This is a genomic window from Micromonospora sp. WMMD714 (assembly GCF_029581315.1).
GTDB lineage: Bacteria > Actinomycetota > Actinomycetes > Mycobacteriales > Micromonosporaceae > Micromonospora > Micromonospora rifamycinica.
In genome coordinates this window covers 3,390,919-3,408,487 of record NZ_CP120744.1, presented here as the reverse complement: position 1 = coordinate 3,408,487, position 17,569 = coordinate 3,390,919, and the positions used below count along the sequence as shown (strand labels likewise).

Annotated in this window: 16 protein-coding genes; 2 read left to right on the top strand and 14 right to left on the bottom strand. The window is 73.6% G+C overall.

Annotation, left to right across the window (positions count from 1 at the left end; all coding sequences use genetic code 11):
- Positions 1 to 57 precede the first annotated feature (57 nt).
- The 14 genes from O7625_RS15170 to rimP all read right to left on the bottom strand — a co-directional run bounded on the left by O7625_RS15170 (position 58) and on the right by rimP (position 16,380).
- Complete coding sequence (locus O7625_RS15170) at positions 58 to 2,442, bottom strand: polyribonucleotide nucleotidyltransferase (RefSeq protein ID WP_067302627.1); 2,385 nt, start codon at positions 2,440 to 2,442, stop codon at positions 58 to 60.
- Positions 2,443 to 2,665: 223 nt separating this feature from the next.
- Positions 2,666 to 2,935: a 30S ribosomal protein S15 gene (gene rpsO, locus O7625_RS15165; RefSeq protein ID WP_067302624.1), complete on the bottom strand. Its 270-nt coding sequence runs from the start codon at positions 2,933 to 2,935 to the stop codon at positions 2,666 to 2,668.
- A gap of 242 nt (positions 2,936 to 3,177) precedes the next feature.
- Positions 3,178 to 4,104, bottom strand: a complete 927-nt coding sequence (locus O7625_RS15160; protein ID WP_282346638.1) for a bifunctional riboflavin kinase/FAD synthetase — start codon at positions 4,102 to 4,104, stop codon at positions 3,178 to 3,180.
- A gap of 127 nt (positions 4,105 to 4,231) precedes the next feature.
- Entirely contained in the window at positions 4,232 to 5,116 is an 885-nt protein-coding gene (truB, locus tag O7625_RS15155; RefSeq protein WP_282346637.1) for a tRNA pseudouridine(55) synthase TruB, read from the bottom strand.
- Positions 5,117 to 5,230: 114 nt separating this feature from the next.
- Complete coding sequence (locus O7625_RS15150; protein WP_067302612.1) at positions 5,231 to 6,553, bottom strand: MATE family efflux transporter; 1,323 nt, start codon at positions 6,551 to 6,553, stop codon at positions 5,231 to 5,233.
- Between the two features lie 1,609 nt (positions 6,554 to 8,162).
- The gene (locus O7625_RS15145) at positions 8,163 to 8,372 is read right to left on the bottom strand and encodes a DUF6186 family protein (RefSeq protein ID WP_176738974.1); all 210 of its coding nucleotides are present in this window, start codon (positions 8,370 to 8,372) and stop codon (positions 8,163 to 8,165) included.
- Positions 8,372 to 8,779, bottom strand: coding sequence for a hypothetical protein (locus tag O7625_RS15140; RefSeq protein WP_067315727.1), 408 nt, complete (start codon positions 8,777 to 8,779; stop codon positions 8,372 to 8,374). Before O7625_RS15140 ends, O7625_RS15145 begins: the two co-directional genes overlap by 1 nt.
- Before the next feature lie 19 nt (positions 8,780 to 8,798).
- Positions 8,799 to 9,899 carry a bifunctional oligoribonuclease/PAP phosphatase NrnA gene (locus O7625_RS15135; protein ID WP_282346636.1) on the bottom strand — a complete coding sequence of 367 codons (1,101 nt, stop codon included), beginning with the start codon at positions 9,897 to 9,899 and terminating at the stop codon, positions 8,799 to 8,801.
- The gene (gene rbfA / locus O7625_RS15130; protein WP_282346635.1) at positions 9,896 to 10,378 is read right to left on the bottom strand and encodes a 30S ribosome-binding factor RbfA; all 483 of its coding nucleotides are present in this window, start codon (positions 10,376 to 10,378) and stop codon (positions 9,896 to 9,898) included. The genes O7625_RS15135 and rbfA overlap by 4 nt, the downstream gene beginning before the upstream one ends.
- A 435-nt stretch (positions 10,379 to 10,813) precedes the next feature.
- Positions 10,814 to 11,107, bottom strand: coding sequence for a DUF503 domain-containing protein (locus O7625_RS15125; protein ID WP_282346634.1), 294 nt, complete (start codon positions 11,105 to 11,107; stop codon positions 10,814 to 10,816).
- A gap of 89 nt (positions 11,108 to 11,196) precedes the next feature.
- On the bottom strand, positions 11,197 to 14,202 hold the full coding sequence (gene infB, locus O7625_RS15120; protein WP_067304986.1) for a translation initiation factor IF-2: 3,006 nt from the start codon (positions 14,200 to 14,202) through the stop codon (positions 11,197 to 11,199).
- Between the two features lie 93 nt (positions 14,203 to 14,295).
- Positions 14,296 to 14,628, bottom strand: coding sequence for a YlxR family protein (locus tag O7625_RS15115; protein ID WP_084261169.1), 333 nt, complete (start codon positions 14,626 to 14,628; stop codon positions 14,296 to 14,298).
- Positions 14,629 to 14,644: 16 nt separating this feature from the next.
- Positions 14,645 to 15,688: a transcription termination factor NusA gene (gene nusA / locus O7625_RS15110; protein ID WP_282346633.1), complete on the bottom strand. Its 1,044-nt coding sequence runs from the start codon at positions 15,686 to 15,688 to the stop codon at positions 14,645 to 14,647.
- On the bottom strand, positions 15,685 to 16,380 hold the full coding sequence (rimP, locus tag O7625_RS15105) for a ribosome maturation factor RimP (RefSeq protein WP_282346632.1): 696 nt from the start codon (positions 16,378 to 16,380) through the stop codon (positions 15,685 to 15,687). Before rimP ends, nusA begins: the two co-directional genes overlap by 4 nt.
- A 229-nt stretch (positions 16,381 to 16,609) precedes the next feature.
- Between rimP and O7625_RS15100 the strand changes: the two genes are divergently transcribed.
- Positions 16,610 to 17,059 (top strand): hypothetical protein, encoded by a 450-nt coding sequence (locus O7625_RS15100; RefSeq protein WP_282346631.1) that lies wholly within the window; start codon positions 16,610 to 16,612, stop codon positions 17,057 to 17,059.
- Complete coding sequence (locus O7625_RS15095) at positions 17,056 to 17,505, top strand: ferritin-like domain-containing protein (RefSeq protein ID WP_282346630.1); 450 nt, start codon at positions 17,056 to 17,058, stop codon at positions 17,503 to 17,505. Before O7625_RS15100 ends, O7625_RS15095 begins: the two co-directional genes overlap by 4 nt.
- The last annotated feature ends 64 nt before the right edge of the window (positions 17,506 to 17,569 follow it).

Sequence of the window (17,569 nt, the reverse complement as noted above, 5' to 3'; positions counted from 1 at the left end):
TGGGAGGGAGACGCACCGGCCGGGTGACGACGACGTCGTCACCCGGCCGGTCACTGCTCAGCTGTGCCGGGTACGCCGACGCGGACGCTCGCCGCCGTCGCCACCCTCGCCGCCACCCGGGCCGCGCTCGCCGCGCTCCGGGGCACGACCACCCCGGTCGCCGCCCCGGTCACCGCGGTCCCGCGGACCCCGGTCACCACCGCGGCCGGCCGGGCGGTCGCCACCGGCGGCCTCACCGGCCTCACCGGCGGCCGGCGCCTCGGCGCCCTCCGGACGGACCTTGTCCAGGTAGATCTTGCCGCGGGCGTCGATGTCCGCGATCTCCACCTCGACCTTGTCACCGACGTTGAGGAAGTCCTCGACCCGCTCGACCCGCTTGCCGTCGCCCACCTTGGAGATGTGCAGCAGGCCGTCCCGGCCGGGCAGCAGCGAGATGAACGCCCCGAACGCGGCGGTCTTGACCACCGTGCCGAGGAACCGCTCGCCGGCCTTGGGCAGGGTCGGGTTGGCGATCCCGTTGATCCGGTCCACGGCGGCCTGCGCCGACGGGCCGTTGGTCGCGCCGACGTAGATCGTGCCGTCGTCCTCGATGGAGATCTCGGCGCCGGTCTCGTCCTGGATGGCGTTGATGGTCTGCCCCTTCGGGCCGATCACCATGCCGATCTTGTCCACCGGGATCTTGACGGTGGTGACCCGCGGCGCGTAGTCCGACATCTCGGCCGGCGACTCGATCGCCGCCTGCATCACGCCGAGGATGGTCTGCCGGGCCTCGTTCGCCTGCTGGAGCGCGGCGGCGAGCACGTCCGACGGGATGCCGTTGAGCTTGGTGTCGAGCTGGAGCGCGGTGACGAACTCCGGCGTGCCGGCGACCTTGAAGTCCATGTCCCCGAACGCGTCCTCGGCGCCGAGGATGTCGGTCAGCGTCACGTACTGGGTCTTGCCGTCCACCTCGTCGGAGATGAGGCCCATCGCGATGCCGGCCACCGGCGCCTTGAGCGGCACACCGGCCGACAGCAGCGCCAGCGTCGAGGCGCAGACCGACCCCATCGAGGTCGAGCCGTTGGAGCCGAGCGCCTCGGAGACCTGCCGGATCGCGTACGGGAACTCCTCGCGCGTCGGCAGCACCGGCAGCAACGCCCGCTCGGCCAGCGCGCCGTGGCCGATCTCCCGCCGCTTCGGCGAACCGACCCGGCCGGTCTCCCCGGTCGAGTACGGCGGGAAGTTGTAGTTGTGCATGTAGCGCTTGCGGTTCTCCGGCGAGAGGGTGTCCACCATCTGCTCCATGCGCAGCATGTTCAGCGTGGTGACGCCGAGGATCTGGGTCTCGCCCCGCTCGAACAGCGCGGAACCGTGCACCCGGGGCAGCACGCCGACCTCGGCGGTCAGCGCCCGGATGTCCCGCGGGCCCCGGCCGTCGATGCGGACCTGCTCGCGCAGCACCCGGTTGCGGACCTCGGACTTGGTCAGCGACCGGAAGGCCGCGGACAGCTCCTTCTCCCGGCCCTCGAACCGGCCGCCCAGCTCCTCGGCGACCTTGGCCTTGATCCGGTCCAGGGCCTCCTCGCGGTCGGCCTTGCCGGCGATCTGGAGGGCCTCGGCCACCTCGGCGCGGACCAGCTCGGCCACCGCCTGGTAGGCGTCGTCCTGGTAGTCCAGGAAGACCGGGAACTCGGTGACCGGCTTGGCGGCCACCTCGGCCAGCTCGCTCTGCGCGCGGCACAGCTCGCGGATCGCCGGCTTGGCGGCCTCCAGGCCGCTGGCGACGATCTCCTCGGTCGGGGCGGTCGCGCCGCCCGCGATCAGGGCCACGGCGTTCGGCGTCGCCTCGGCCTCGACCATCATGATCGCGACGTCGCCGTCGTCGAGCGCGCGGCCGGCGACCACCATGTCGAAGGTGGCGCGGGCCAGCTCCTCCAGGGTCGGGAAGGCCACCCACTGGCCGTCGACGTGGGCCACCCGGGTCGCCCCGATCGGGCCGGAGAACGGCAGGCCGGACAGCTTCGTCGACATCGAGGCCGCGTTGATCGCGACCACGTCGTACGGGTGCTGCGGGTCGAGCGCGAGGACGGTCTCTACGACCTGGACCTCGTTGCGCAGGCCCTTGACGAACGACGGGCGCAGCGGCCGGTCGATCAGCCGGCAGGTGAGGATCGCGTCCTCGCTGGGCCGGCCCTCGCGGCGGAAGAACGAACCGGGGATCCGGCCCGCGGCGTACATCCGCTCCTCGACGTCGACGGTCAGCGGGAAGAAGTCGAACTGCTCCTTCGGGTGCTTACCGGCGGTGGTGGCGGAGAGGACGACCGTCTCGCCGAGCTGGGCGACGACGGAGCCGGCGGCCTGCCGGGCCAGCCGGCCGGTGGAGAAGGTGATCTCACGGGTGCCGAACGACCCGTTGTCGATCACGGCGGTACGGGATTCGGTGCCGAGGTTGGTCTCGGTCATGTGCGGTGGTACTCCTTCGCGTCGTGGGCCCACGACACCGGAGCTGCTCAGACGGCCGGTCTTCGATCGAAGCGCCCGGGTGGCCGGCATGATGCCGGGTTGCCCGGGGGCCACTACCGGAGACCGGTACGCTGACCGGCTCCCTGTCGGGTGGTCGCGCGGCCCTCTTCTTCTGGTGGTGCGCGGAACGGGGGAGCGACCCGGTGGCCACTCCCCCGTCACGTCATCGGCGCAGGCCGAGCCGCTCGATCAGCGACCGGTAGCGGTTGATGTCCTTCTTCTGGACGTAGTTGAGCAGCCGGCGGCGCCGACCGACCAGCAGCAGCAGCCCGCGGCGGCTGTGGTGGTCGTGCTTGTGCACCTTCAGGTGCTCGGTCAGCTCCGCGATCCGCTTGGTGAGGACCGCGACCTGCACCTCCGGCGAACCGGTGTCGCCCTCGGCGGTCGCGTACTCCGAGCGGATCTTGGCCTTGGCTTCCTGGTCGAGCGCCATGTTCTCCCTGTTTCGGTGGGTTGACAACTGATGTCCGTCGTACGGATCCGAGTGGACCGGGGACGGACGAACCTCGCACCCGCGGCGTCGTGCAGGCACGCGAGGCCCCGCGTCGGTCATCCGACGTCACCGCCACCTTACCAGCCCGTCGCGGAACCGCCCGGTCAAGGCCCACGCGCCGGCCGCGACGGCGCATCCCGGCCAGGCTGCCGAGGACGCCGGCCCGCCGACGGCCCGACCGGTCAGCCGACCGCCCGGCGGGTCCGCTCGACGTCCTCGGCCATCTGGACGAGGAGCGGCTCGATCGCGTCGTAGCGGATCTGGCCGCGCAGGTGGGCGGCGAAGTCCAGGGCGACGTGCTCGCCGTACAGGTCGCCGGAGAAGTCCAGGACGTGCGCCTCGACCCGGCGCTCCCGGCCGGCGAACGTCGGGTTGGTGCCGACCGAGATGGCCGCCGGCAGCCGCTCGGTACCCCCGCGCACCAGCCAGCCGGCGTAGACCCCGTCGGCGGGCACCGCCGCGTGCGGCGGGCAGCGCAGGTTGGCGGTGGGGAAGCCCAGTTCCCGGCCGCGCTGGTCGCCGAGGACCACCACCCCTTCGAGCCGGTGCGGTCGGCTGAGCACCGCCGCTGCCGCCGCCACGTCACCCGCCTCGACCCGGGACCGGATGTACGTCGAGGAGAAGACCGTCCCGGCGGCGGCGACCAGCGGGGCGTGCTCCACCTCGAAGCCGGAGTCGCGGCCGAGCCGTTCCAGCAGCTCGACGTTCCCGGCGGCCCGGTGCCCGAACCGGAAGTTGTCCCCCACCACCACCAGCGCGGCGTGCAGGTGCTCGACCAGGATGTCGTGCACGAACGCCTCGGGCGGGAGCAGGGAGAGCTCCTTGGTGAACGGCACCACACAGAGCACGTCGACCCCGAGCGCCTCGATCAGCTCGGCCTTGCGGGCGGGCTCGGTGAGCACGGCCGGGTGCGAGCCGGGGCGGACCACCTCGACGGGGTGCGGGTCGAAGGTCACCACCACCGAGCCGATGCCCAGGTCCCGGGCGCGGGCCACGGCGTGCCCGATGGTCGCCTGGTGCCCCCGGTGCACGCCGTCGAAGACGCCGATGGTGACGACCGACCGCCCCCACCCACCGGGCGTCGCCTCGTACCCCCGCCACCGCTGCATGCCGCTCCTCCCCTGCTCCGCCGCTGACCGGCCCACCGTGCCCACCACCACCGACCCGTCCCGGCCGCTGTCCCCGCTCGTCGCGCCGTACCGTCCGTCGCCCGCGTCCACGCCGCTCGGCGCCCGGTCAGGCCGGGGCGAGGACGATCTCCGCGCGGGCCCGGCCGTCCCGCTCGCTGACGATAGCGATCAGGCCGCCGTCCGGTCCGAAGACGGCGTACGGCCCGGCGATGCCCACCGGGTCGAGCGGGCCACCGTGCGAGAGCACCCGCGCCTCGTCGACCCCCGCGTCCCGGCGGGGGAAGTACCGGCCGGCGGCCGTGTCCAGGGGCAGATCGACCACCTCGGGCGCCCGCTCCTCCAGGGCGGCGAGGGTGGCCGCCTCGGCGAGGGTGAAACTGCCCACAGCGGTCCGCCGCAGCGCGGTGAGGTGCCCGCCGACGCCCAGCGACCGGCCGGCGTCCCGGGCCAGCGCCCGGATGTACGTCCCCGACGAGCAGGTGACGTCGACGTCGACGTCGACCACGTCCGGGGTGTCCCGGCGGATGGCCAGCACGTCCAGCCGGTGCACGGTGACCCGCCGGGCGGGCAGGTCGACGCTCTCCCCGTCCCGGACCCGCTTGTAGGCCCGTTCACCATTGATCTTGATGGCGCTGACCGCGCTGGGCACCTGGTCGATCTCCCCGGTCAGCGGCCCGAACGCGGCCCGGATCGCGGCGTCGGTCAGCTCACCGGCCGGCGTGCTGGTGAGCACGTCGCCCTCGGCGTCGTCGGTGACGGTGGACTGGCCGAGCCGGACCGTCGCGGTGTAGCTCTTGCCGGCCCCGATCACGTACGTCAGCAGCCGGGTGGCCCGGCCCACCCCGATCACCAGGACCCCGGTGGCCATCGGGTCGAGGGTGCCGCCGTGCCCGACCCGGCGGGTCCGGGCCAACCGGCGGATCCGCGCCACCACGTCGTGCGACGTCATGCCGCCGGGCTTGTCGACCACGATCAGACCGTCACCGTTCACGACCGCCAAGCCTGCCAGACGGGATGGCCGCCCCCGTCACCGCACGGCGACGACCGGGACCGTGGTGCCCGCCACCCGTCGGAGCGCCGTGCCGGGCGGGCGGTCCCGCCCTGCTCAGCCGCGTACCGCGCCGACGACCGCCCAGCCGCCGGAGCGCAGCCGCAACAGCAGGGCGACCAGCCGCAACAGCACGAAGAGGGTCAGCCCGGCCCAGATGCCGCCCAGGCCCAGATCGAACGCGTAGGTCAGCCAGATCGCCGGCAGGAATCCGCCGAACGCCGCGACGATCGTCAGGTTGCGCAGGTAACGCACGTCTCCCGCGCCGATCAGCACCCCGTCGAGGGCGAACACCACGCCGCCGAGCGGTTGCAGGGCCACCAGCCAGGGCCAGGCGACCATGGCCTGTTCGCGTACCCGGGCATCGGAGCTGAACAGGCCGGGCACGACGCCGGCCCCGACGGCGATGAGCACCGCGAACGTCACTCCGCAGGCGGCCCCGAGCAACGCGAGGCGGCGGGCCAGGGCGCGGGCGCCGGCCGCGTCGCCCGCCCCGAGCGCCGCGCCGACCAGCGCCTGCCCGGCGATCGCCAGGGCGTCGAGCAGCAGGGCGGTAAGGAACCACAGTTGTACGGCGATCTGGTGCGCGCCGACCGACGCCGCGCCGAACCGGGCCGCGACAGCGGTGGCGGACAGGAAGCTGGCCTGGAAGGCGACGCCCCGGACCAGCAGGTCCCGGCTGAGCATGAGCTGCTGGCGGAGCACCGCGGGACGGGGACGCAGCGCCACCCGCTCGCTGATCAACGCGGCGACGAACAGCCCACCGGCGACGGTCTGGGCGAACGCGTTGGCGACCGCCGAACCGGTCAGCCCCCAGCCGACGGGATAGACCAGCACCGGGCAGAGCAGCGCGGAGAGCAGGTTGGGGCCGAGCACGAACCACAGCGGCCGGCGGGTGTCCTGCACCCCGCGCAGCCAGCCGTTGCCGGCGGCGGCGAGGAGCAGGCCGGGAGCGCCGAGCGCGGCGACCCGCAGCCACCGCTCGGCCGCCTCGGCCACCTCTCCCGGCCCGGCGAGGAGGTCGGCCAGCGGGCCGGCGCCGAGCTGCATGCCGAGCGCGACCAGCAGCCCCACCCCGAACGCCAGCCAGGAGGCCTGGACGCCCTCGGCGACCGCGGCGGACCGGTCCCCCGAGCCGAACCTGCGGGCCGCCCGCCCGGTGATCCCGTACGCCAGCACGGTGCCCAACCAGGCGATCAGGGTCAGCACCGTGCCACCGACGGCCAGCGCGGCGAGCGCCACCCGGTCGAGGTGCCCGGCCACGGCGGTGTCGACCAGGACGTAGAGCGGCTCGGCGGCGAGCACCACGAGGGCGGGCAGCGCCAGCGCGGCGATCCGGCGCGGCGCGGCGACCGTGGGTGGGGTGACGGAGGTGGTCATCGGAGCCGATCCTGCCATGATCAGGTAAGGATCACAATAGGTGCCATTCCTTACGTGAGCGAATTCGGCGGAATGGTCGAACGAGCAGCCTTCCGGCACGTCGTCGCGCCATTCCCGGAAACAGGTACCGATAGCGGAAAACAGGAACGCCGCCGCCCGACGGCGGCGGCGAAGCGGATGGCGAGGGTCCAGCGGAACCACCGGACCGGCGGTCGCACCGTCGTCGGCTGCACTCCCCCGTGCCGGGCGTCGGCGACGGCGCGGAATGTGGGTGCGTGACCGCGGCGGGCAGGGGCGGCACGGAAGGAACCCGGGTTCCAGCACGGTGGTCAGCCGGCACCACGCGCCTGCCCGGGCACTCTGTTTCGCCGCCGGGAACCTCGGCGTACCGGCCAGGGCGTCGCACCCGGCGGCCGGGACCACACGCGGAGCCGGCGACCGTCGCCCGACCGGGGCACCTTCGGGGGCGGAAGGCGCCGCCACCCGCCCCGGCCAGGTCGTCCCGCCGCCGGGACGGCCGGGGCGGGACACCGCTGCGCACCCCGGGAGGGGATCGTCACAGCCACCGAGGCGGACGGCGCTGCCGCGCGCCCCGGGGATCGTCACACCGCCCGGGGCCACCGGCGGACCGCGCGACGTGGTCAGCGCGGCGGCCGTCGACCTCGGGGTCGAGCATCCCCTGACAGGTGTCGAGCATCCTCTGACGGGGAGCGTCGGAGCAGGAGTGCCGGCCCCGGACAGGCGTCGCCGTCATGAGCTGGACCGGCCGGCGGCAGGAAGACCCACCGGCGGCCCGCGGTGACGCCGACGAGTCAGCGTCACCCTCGGTAGGTCAGTTCACTGCCGGGTGTCCATCGAGGTCTGCAACGCGCGACGCATCTGCTCGCGGGCCTCGTCGGTGGTCTCGGTCTTGGGCTTGGTCGCCATGGCGGTGTCCTTCCAGGGTGCGGGTCACCGGAACAGGTGGCCCCACGGGCGGTCCTGCTGAGCGCCGGGAGGGCGGCCCGGGATCACCGGAACGGCTCGCCTGGCAGCGTGAGCCCGGGTCGGTCAGACCCTGGAGGGAGGCGGCACCGGGTGTGGCACCACCGCCCACGACCTGCGTCGCGACGCGACGTCGGCCTTTCCCAAGTTAACGTTTACTTTCCACATGCTGTCCACTCTTCCCGCCATCTGGACGGGAGGGGAGGAACCGGTCCGGGCGACCCCGCCGGTGACCGAGCCACCAGCGCGCAGGCCGCTGACGAGCCACCAGCGCGCAGGCCGCTGACGAGCCACCAGCGCGCAGGCCGCCGCCATCGGCAGCGCGGGAGAGCAGGCAATCCGCACGTGTCGACCCCATACCGGCCTTCGACACGTCGACGGGCGGACAGCAGCATCGACGCTGGTGCTCGACGACACCGGGGTCCGACCGCACACGGGATCGGCGGCGACGCGGCTCGACGACACCGGGTCGACCGCACACGGAATCGGCGGCGACGCGGCTCGACCACACCGGGGTCCGACCGCACACGGAATCGGCGGCGACGCGGCTCGACCACACCGGGACGACAGCCGCGACACGGCGACGGTCAGCGGGACCGCTGGCCCGGTGGCGGATGGTCGACGCTCAGCGGGCCAGGAAGTGCCAGCCCAGCCACCACCAGAACCCGAACAGTCCGATCCGGCCGACCGGCACCGGGCCGACCTCGTACCGCATCACGTAGGCGCAGACGTCGCCCAGGGACGGAATCCGGGAGCCCTCCCGACGGGCGGCCCATTCGACCGCCGCGAACAGCACCAGCGAGGCGAGGAACCCGCTGATGGCGAGGGTACGCATCATCGCCGCACCAACCCCCAGAACGCGGCCAACCAGGCGAACCAGGCCGCCGAACGGACCAGTTCGTCCTCCAGCAGCGGGTCGGCCAGCCGGGAGAAGGTGGGAAAGTCGTCCCCGACCGACATCACGAAGGTGGCACCTTCGAGGACACCGAACACCGCCGCCGGGAGCAGCCACCACACGGCGCCCCGGCCCAGCCGGCGCGGTGCCGGACGACGCTGCACCCGGTTGCCCAGGCCGAGCCAGATCAGCGCACCACCGGTGCTCAGCGTCCAGAGGTTGGCCTGGGCGGAGAACGACGGAAACTGCCCGCCGACCAGCGAGATGCAGGCCAGCACCGGCACGGTGACCACCGGCCTGTCCCAGGTACGGGAGGCTTCCAGGGCGATCTCGTGCGGCTGCTCCATCGTCCGATTCTCCCCGGGCTCACCCTGTGCGGGAAGACCGACACCCGTCGACATCGGCGCGGCTCCCCGTCAGGGCACCGGGCAGCTCGGCTCGGATGAGGGCGATGACCTGCTCGGCGTCGCCGCGTCCGGTGAACCCGGCGGCGAAGCGGTGACCTCCGCCACCCAGCGCCACCGCCACCGCGCTCACGTCGACCGCTCCCTTGCTCCGCATCGACACCGCCCACTCGTCCGGCCCGACCTGCTTGAGCACACACGCGACGTCCGCCTCGGCGGTGCACCGCACCGAGTCGATCAGCGACTCCAGCACGTACGGTCGCTGGTCGTGCCGGGTCAGGTCGTCGAGGGTGGCCTGCGTCCAGACCAGACCGTGACCGGCGGCGGCCTCCGGTTCGAGCCGCGACCGGCCCAGCACCTCGCCGAAGAGACGGACCGCGCCGAACGGCCGGGTGTCGAAGACCTCGCGGGAGATGTCACCCGGGCGCAGGCCGGTGGCGAGGAGCCGGGCCGCGAGCTGGTGCACCTCCGGCGTGGTAGCCGCGAACCGGAACGAGCCGGTGTCGGTGGTCAGCGCGACGTAGAGGCCCGCCGCGATCTCCGCGTCCAACGGCACGTCGAGCCGGGCGAGCAGCTGGGCGGCGACGACCGAGGTGGCCGCCGCCCCCGGGTCCACCAGGCTCACCGTACCGAAACCGGTGTTCGAGGCGTGGTGGTCGAGGACCACCGCCGTGCCGGCGGTGTCGAGCCGGTCCACCAGGTCACCGAGGCGCGACTCCGCCGCCGCGTCGAAGCAGATCACCAGATCCGGATCGGGGTACGCCTCCGTCGCCGGCACCAGCAGGTCGATCCCGGGTAGCCAGCGGAACGGCTCCGGCACCTCGGGCGGCCCCGGAAAGGTGGCCTGCAACCGGCGTACGCCGAGCCGACGCAGGCCCAGCCCGAAGCCGAGCATGCTGCCCAGCGCGTCACCGTCGGGATTGACGTGACAGATCAGCAGCACCCGGGCATCGGCCGGCAGGCCGCGTACCGCCGCGACGGCGGCGGCCCAGTCGTCGTCGCCGGGGCCGGTGGACGGCGAACCGGTGCGGAGCCCGTCGGCTGTGCCCGGGGCGGCGGTCACCGTCGGTCCGTCACGGACGGGTCGGCGTCGGCGTCGACGGCGTCGTCCGCATCGTCGTCGTCCTCGTCGACCCGGTACGGCTGGGCGTCGCCCGCGTACTTCGCCTGCGCGGCCAGCCGCTGCACCTCGGCGTCGGCGTTGCGGGCCTGCGCGAGCAGGTCGTCGATCTGCTTGACCTGGTCCTGTACGTCGTCCAGAGCGAAGGTCAGCGAGGGCGAGTGGCGCAACCCGAGGGCCTTGCCGACCGTGCTGCGCAGCATCCCCTTGGCGCTCTCCAGCGCGGCGGCGGTGCTCGCCTGGGCCGTCGCGTCACCGAGCACGGTGTAGAAGACGGTGGCGTCGCGCAGGTCGGCGGTGATCCGGGCATCGGTGATGGTGATCATCCCCAGCCGGGGGTCCTTGATCTGGCTCCGCACCACCGAGGCGACCAGTTCGCGGATCCGCTCGGCGTGCCGGCGAACCTTGGCCGGATCAGTCATGTCCCCCACCTCCAGGGCTTTCCTCCCGCGGCCGGAGCGGCGACGCCGAACGCCACCGAACCAACCACCCAACACCCGAACACTACCCGCGATCCACCTCCACCCACCCACCCCACCCGCCCGCTCCCCCACCCCACGCCCCACCTCGCCCGATCCCCCACCCCGCCGGCTCAACCCCACCCGTCCGCCCACCCGTCCACCCCACCCACCCACCCAACCAGCCCCACCCCGGAGTCTCCCGCCCTGGTGCCAACCGCCCCGGTGATCAAGAGGTTCAGGTCGCCACCCACCGGTGATCAAGAGGTACAGGTCACCACCCAGCGGAAACCCTGACGCGAATCTCTTGATCACCGGGGCGAGGCGGGACGGACCAGGGCGGGGCGGGGGGCCGAGGCGGGACGGGCGGGGCCGGCGGGCGGGGCGGGGCAGGGCGGGTCAGGTTTCCGGGGTGTGGAGGTCGCGGCGGACGGAGAGGAGGTCGATCTCGGGGCGGGCGGCGACCAGGCGCTCGCAGGAGTCGAGCACGTCGCGGACGTGGGCGGCCTCGGCGGCCACCACGGCCACCCCGATCTCGGCCCGACCGAGCAGGTCGAGCGCACCCACCTCGGCGGCCGACACCTCGAAGCGGCGCAACGCCGCCACGATCGGCCGGACATACGATCTCTTTGCCTTCAGCGATCGGGAGTCGCCCGGCAGGAGCAGGTCGAAGAGTGCGGTTCCGGTATACATCGCCCAGGACGTTACGGAACCGTCCCGGACATGCTCAAGGGGTTTACGCCGGTCGGCGTAAACCCCTTGAGCACTGTGTCAGCCCCGGATCAGGAGCGCGGCTTCTCCCGCATCTCGAAGGTCTCGATGGTGTCGCCGACCTGGACGTTGTTGAAACCACCCAGGGTCAGACCACACTCGAAGCCTTCGCGGACCTCCGTCGCGTCGTCCTTGAACCGCTTGAGCGAGCTGATGGTGAGGTTGTCCGCGATGACCGCCCCGTCCCGCAGCAGCCGCGCCTTGGCGTTGCGGCGGATGATGCCGGACCGGACGATACAACCGGAGATGTTGCCGATCTTGGACGAGCGGAAGACGTCGCGGATCTCCGCGGTGCCCAGCTCGACCTCCTCGTACTCCGGCTTGAGCAGCCCCTTGAGCGCGGCGTCGATCTCCTCGATGGCCTGGTAGATGACCGTGTAGTACCGGATCTCCACGCCCTCGCGGTCGGCGATCTCGCGGACCTTGTTGGCGGCCCGCACGTTGAAGCCGATGATCGTGACCGCCTCGGACGAGGCGCTCGCGAGCATGACGTCGCTCTCGGTGATCGCACCCACACCCCGGTGGATGATCCTGAGCTGGACCTCCTCGGGGATGTCGAGGTTGAACAGCGCGTCCTCGAGGGCCTCCACGGAACCGGAGACGTCGCCCTTGAGCACCAGGTTGAGCGAGGTCTTCTCGCCCTCCTTGAGCTGCTCCATGAGCGTCTCGAGGGTGGCCCGGCCACGGGAGTTGGCGAAGGACGCCGCCCGCCGCCGTGCCTGCCGCTGCTCGGCGATCTGCCGCACCGTACGGTCGTCGGCCGCCGCGAGGAAGGTGTCACCGGCACCCGGCACCGCGGTCAGACCGAGAACCAGCACCGGACGGGCCGGACCTGCCTCGGTGACCTGGTTGCCGTTCTCGTCGAGCATGGCACGGACCCGGCCGTGGGCCCCACCGGCGACGATCGAGTCGCCGGCCCGCAGGGTGCCCTTCTGCACCAGCACCGTGGCCACCGCGCCGCGACCCTTGTCCAGGTGTGCCTCGATGGCCACACCCTGGGCCGGGCCGTCGATCGCCGCGGTCAACTCGAGCGACGCGTCGGCGGTCAGCAGGACCGCGTCCAGCAGCTCGTCGATGCCGATGCCCGGCTTGGCCGCCACGTTGACGAACATGGTGTCGCCGCCGTACTCCTCGGCGACCAGGCCGTACTCGGTCAGCTGCTGGCGGACCTTGTCCGGGTTGGCCTCCGGCTTGTCGACCTTGTTGACGGCCACCACGATCGGCACGTCGGCCGCCTTGGCGTGGTTGAGCGCCTCGATGGTCTGCGGCATGACACCGTCGTCGGCCGCCACCACCAGCACCACGACGTCGGTGACCTGGGCACCACGGGCACGCATGGCGGTGAACGCCTCGTGACCCGGGGTGTCGATGAAGGTGACCGCCCGGTCCTCGCCCTCGTGCGGGACGTGGACCTGGTACGCGCCGATGTGCTGGGTGATGCCGCCCGCCTCGCCGGCCACGACGTTCGCCTTGCGGATCGCGTCGAGCAGCTTGGTCTTACCGTGGTCGACGTGACCCATGACGGTCACCACCGGTGCCCGGCTGACCAGGCGGTCCGCCGCGACCTCGGCGTCGAGGTCGATGTTGAACTGCGCGAGCAGCTCGCGGTCCTCGTCCTCCGGGCTGACGATCTGCACGTCGAAACCGAGGTGCTCACCCAGCAGCAGCAGGGTCTCGTCAGAGCAGGACTGGGTCGCGGTGACCATCTCGCCCAGGTTGAACATCTCCTGGACCAGCGAACCCGGGTTGGCGTTGATCTTGTCGGCGAAGTCCGACAGCGAGGCGCCACGGGAGAGCCGGACGACCTGACCCTGGCCCCGGGGAGCACCCGAGGACATGGTCGGGGCCGACAGGTTGTCGAACTCCTGTCTGCGCTGCTTCTTGGACTTGCGGCCACGGGTCGGCCGGCCACCCGGACGCCCGAAGGCACCCGCGGCGCCACCGCCACGACCACGGCCACCGCCACCGGGGCGGCCACCGCCACCAGCCGGGGCACCCGGACGGAAACCGCCACCGGGAGCACCACCGCCACCACCGGGGCCACCACGGTAGCCACCGCCGCCGGCTCCACCGCCGCCGCCGGGACCGCCACGGAAGCCACCGCCGCCGCCACCGCCACCGGGGCGGAAGCCACCGCCGCCGCCACCGGGACGACCGGCGCCGCCACCGGGGCCACCACGACCGCCACCGGGACCACCGGGGCGACCGGTGGTGGGCCGCTGGCTCGGCATCGAGGCCGGGCTGGGACGCGGCGGCATGGAGGCCGGGCTGGGACGCGGCGGCATGCCGGCCGGGTTGCCGGGCCGGGGACCACCAGCACCGGCGGCCGGCGGCCGCTGGGGCTGACCGCCCTGGATCCCGAACGGGTTGTTACCGGCGCCGCGCGCCGGCGGACGACCACCGGGCCGGGCACCCGGACCCGCCGGGGCGCCACCGGGACGACCGGCGGCCGGGGTACCCGGACGCGGCGGCACGGCGTTCGGACCGGGACGCGGACCCGGACGGGGACCACCCTCGGTCGGGGGCTCCCGTCGGACGGTGTCCCGCTGCTGCTGCCGGGCGGCCTGGGCGGCCTTGACCGCCGCCTCCTGCTCGGCCTTCAGCGCGGCGGCGCGCGCCTCGGCGGCCGCCACCTCGATGTCGTGGGCGCTCGCCGGCTTGGCAACCGGGGTCACCGGCTGCGGCGGACCGGGGACCGGGCCCTTGGGCCTCGGTCCAGGGGTCGGCGCGGCCGGCCGCCGGGGCGGCATCGGTCGGGCCGAGACCCGGGGGGCACCCGGGGTCGGGGTCGGCGTCGGGGTCGGTGCCGGGCTCGGGGCCGCCGCCGGAGCGGACGGTGCCGACGAACCACCGGCGGACGCGACGAATGCGCCACGCAGCCGACGGGCGACGGGCGCCTCGACGGTGCTGGACGCGGACTTCACGAACTCGCCCATTTCCTTCAACTTGGCGAGCACTGTCTTGCTCTCGACCCCGAGCTCCTTCGCAAGCTCGTGTACGCGGGCCTTACCTGCCACTGCACTCCTCACTCCGAGGTCGTGCGGGCAGCACCCGCAGCGACCTCACTCCTGCACTTGAAGCCTGGTCATTTCAGGGACTTCATCGTGTGCTCATGTCGGTCGTCCTACCTTGCTAGCGACCCTCGCCCGGTCGGGTTGACCGGACGTAGTGGTTGGCGCATCGACGTGCTCCGCGACGGCACCGTGGTCAGGAACCCCGGTGAGCCGCAGCGCCCGCCCGAAGGCGCGACGCCGCACCGCCAGCGCGAAGCAGGCCGGATCCGGGTGCAGGTTCGCTCCCCGACCCGGCAGACTGCGGCTCGGATCAGGCCGGAGACTGTGACCATCCTCGTCACCGACCGCGACGATCCGCAGCAGTTCGCTGGCCGGCGCGCGTTTCCGGCAACCCACACAGGTGCGCTCCGGTTGCGCGCGTCGTACCACTGGAGGAAGTCTACCCCTAGCCGCCCGAGATCGCTCCGCCCGGCTCCGGGACGCCCCCGGCCGCCTCCCGGCCGCCGGCGCCCGCCTGCTCCGCGTCGGAGCGGATGTCGATCCGCCAACCGGTCAACCGGGCGGCAAGTCGGGCATTCTGCCCCTCGCGCCCGATGGCCAGGGAGAGCTGGAAGTCCGGCACGGTCACCCGGGCGGTACGGGTGGCCAGGTCGACCACCTCCACCCGCAGCGCCTTGGCCGGGGAGAGCGCGTTGCCGACGAAGGTCGCCGGGTCGTCCGACCAGTCGATGATGTCGATCTTCTCACCGTGCAGCTCGCTCATCACGGCGCGGACCCGCTGGCCCATCGGCCCGATGCAGGCCCCCTTGGCGTTCACGCCCGGGGTGGTGGAGCGTACGGCGATCTTGGTGCGGTGACCCGCCTCACGCGCGATCGCCCCGATCTCGACGGTGCCGTCGGCGATCTCCGGGACCTCCAGCGCGAAGAGCTTCTTCACCAGCGCCGGGTGCGACCGGGAGAGGGTGATCTGCGGACCGCGCATCCCCTTGGTCACGTGCACCACCACGCAGCGGATCCGCTCGCCGTGGTGGTAGCGCTCCCCGGGCACCTGCTCGGACTGCGGCAGCACGCCCTCCAGCTTGCCGAGGTCGACGCTGACGATGCCCTTCTCGCTGCGGGCCTCGTGCGCCTGCACCACGCCGGTGACCAGGTCGCCGTCGCGGCCGACGTACTCGCCGAAGTGCACCTCGTCGGTGGCCTCCCGCAGCCGCTGGAGGATCACCTGCTTGGCGGTCATCGCCGCGATCCGGCCGAAGTCGTGCGGGGTGTCGTCCCGCTCCCGCACCACGCTGCCGTCGTCGTCCAGCTCCTGGGCGTAGACCAGGGCGGCCCCGGTCCTACGGTCGATCTCCACCCGGGCGTGCGACTCGGCGCCGTCGGTGTGCCGGTAAGCGGTCAGCAACGCGGTCTCGATCGCCGCGAGGATCGTGTCGAACGGGATCTCCCGCTCGCGCTCCAGTGCGCGCAGCGCCGCGAGGTCGATGTTCACCTCTCCTCGCCCTCCACATCATCATCGTCGTCGTCATCTTCGTCGTCGGCGTCGTCGCCGGCCCCGTCGCCCAGGTCCGCCTCGTCGATCTCGTCGAGGCGGTGGAACTCGATCTGCACCCGGCCGGGACCGAGGTCGGCGTGGCGGTGCTCCACCTGGCCGGCGTCGGTCTCCAGCACCACACGCTCGTCGTCGACCGCGACCACCCGGCCGGTCACCTGACGGTCCGCCGCGGGCTGCCCGTCGGGTCGCGCGACCCGGGCGGTCACTTTGACCAGCCGGCCGGTGCTGCGTCGCCAGTGCCGGGGCAGCGTCAGCGGACGGTCCACCCCCGGGGAGCTGACCTCCAGCTGGTACTCCCCCGCCACGATGTCCCCGCCGGACTCCTCGGCCGCGTCCAGCGCCGCCGAGACCAGCCGGGAGACGTCCGCGACGGCGTCCAGGTTGATCCCGCCGTCGGCGTCCACGATCACCCGCACCACGTGCCGGCGGCCGGCCCGGGAGACGGAGACGTCCTCCAGGTCGTAACCCGCGCCGGTGACCACCGGTGTGATCACGTCACTCAGCGTGGCCCGGCGGGCGGCCAGGTCGCCCCGGGACGCGCCCGCACGGTCCCCGCCCCGGGGGCCGTCGGTGCGCCGGGACCGTCCCGTCGGCGCCGCCGGCCTGGTAGCACGACCACGCTGCGTCATCTGGGCACCCTTCTCCTGGTCAACGGCGGTCGTCGGAACGGCACGCCGGGACGCCACCGGAGCGGCGGCGCCGGTGGCTGCGCAGAGCGTAACGCGCCGCCGGGGGGACGGCCCCGGCGGCGCACCGACGGCGGTCGCCCGACGGTCGGCACGGATGGTGTTGACTTGTCCGGTGGCCACCGGCAGAACGACGACTCACCACGACGGAGCGGGGCGATCCCGGCGTGCCGTGCTCCGCACCGGCGCGCTCCTGGCGGTCGGCGTGGCCGCCGTCCCGCTGACCGGTTGCGACCTGCTCGACCGCGACGGGCCGGACCGGCCGCCCGACCCGCTGGAACCCCTCGCGGGCGAGTCCCGGGCACTGGCCGACCGGTACCGGGCCGCGATCGCCGCCGACCCGGGGCTGGCCGACCGGCTCACCCCGATCGCCGACGCGCACGCCGCGCACGCCGAGGAGCTGCGCCGGCTGATCGGCCGCCCCGCGCCCAGCGGCCCGGCGACCCCGGAGCCGACCGTCGCCGCCGGCGCACCCGCCACCGTCCTGGCCGGGCTGCGGGCCGCCGAGCAGAACGGTCGGGACAACGCGGCGAAGGCGTGCGCCGACGCGCCGGGCGACCGGGCCGCGCTGCTCGGCTCGATCGCCGCCGCGCGGGCCACCCACCTGGAGGCGCTCAAGTGAACCGCCGTACCGCCCCGTCCGCCCCCGGCGGCGCGCTGGCCGACGCCCTGGCCGCCGAGTACGCCGCCATCTACGCCTACGGCCCGATCGGGGTACGCCTCACCGACGCCGACCGGCGGGCGGCCCGCGCCGCCGAGGCGGCCCACCGGTCCCGCCGGGACGCGCTGGTCCTCCAGCTCAGTGCCGCCGGCGGCACGGTCCCCGCCGACCAGGCGGGCTACGCGCTGCCGTTCCCGGTCACCGACCGGGCCAGCGCGCTGCGGCTCGCGGTGCAGGTGGAGGAGCGCACCGGGGCGTTCTGGCGGGCGGCGCTGCCGGTCACCACCGGCGCGGACCGCACCCGGGCGCTCAACGCGCTGACCGACTGCGCGGTACGGGCCACCCGGTGGCGGCGCAGCGCCGGCACCACCCCGCTGACCGTCCCGTTCCCCGGCCGCCCCACCTAGCCCCGACGCCGTCCGCACGACGGGCCACCGGGTGACGCCGGTCACGCCCCGGTGCTCGCTCCGG

Excerpts from the sequence above, each read along its gene's own strand:
- O7625_RS15170 (WP_067302627.1), bottom strand. The coding sequence starts at position 2,442 with ATGACCGAGACCAACCTCGGCACCGAATCCCGTACCGCCGTGATCGAC.
- rpsO (WP_067302624.1), bottom strand. The coding sequence starts at position 2,935 with ATGGCGCTCGACCAGGAAGCCAAGGCCAAGATCCGCTCGGAGTACGCG.
- O7625_RS15160 (WP_282346638.1), bottom strand. The coding sequence starts at position 4,104 with ATGCAGCGGTGGCGGGGGTACGAGGCGACGCCCGGTGGGTGGGGGCGG.
- O7625_RS15150 (WP_067302612.1), bottom strand. The coding sequence starts at position 6,553 with ATGACCACCTCCGTCACCCCACCCACGGTCGCCGCGCCGCGCCGGATC.
- O7625_RS15145 (WP_176738974.1), bottom strand. The coding sequence starts at position 8,372 with ATGCGTACCCTCGCCATCAGCGGGTTCCTCGCCTCGCTGGTGCTGTTC.
- O7625_RS15140 (WP_067315727.1), bottom strand. The coding sequence starts at position 8,779 with ATGGAGCAGCCGCACGAGATCGCCCTGGAAGCCTCCCGTACCTGGGAC.
- rbfA (WP_282346635.1), bottom strand. The coding sequence starts at position 10,378 with ATGACTGATCCGGCCAAGGTTCGCCGGCACGCCGAGCGGATCCGCGAA.
- O7625_RS15125 (WP_282346634.1), bottom strand. The coding sequence starts at position 11,107 with ATGTATACCGGAACCGCACTCTTCGACCTGCTCCTGCCGGGCGACTCC.
- rimP (WP_282346632.1), bottom strand. The coding sequence starts at position 16,380 with ATGACGCAGCGTGGTCGTGCTACCAGGCCGGCGGCGCCGACGGGACGG.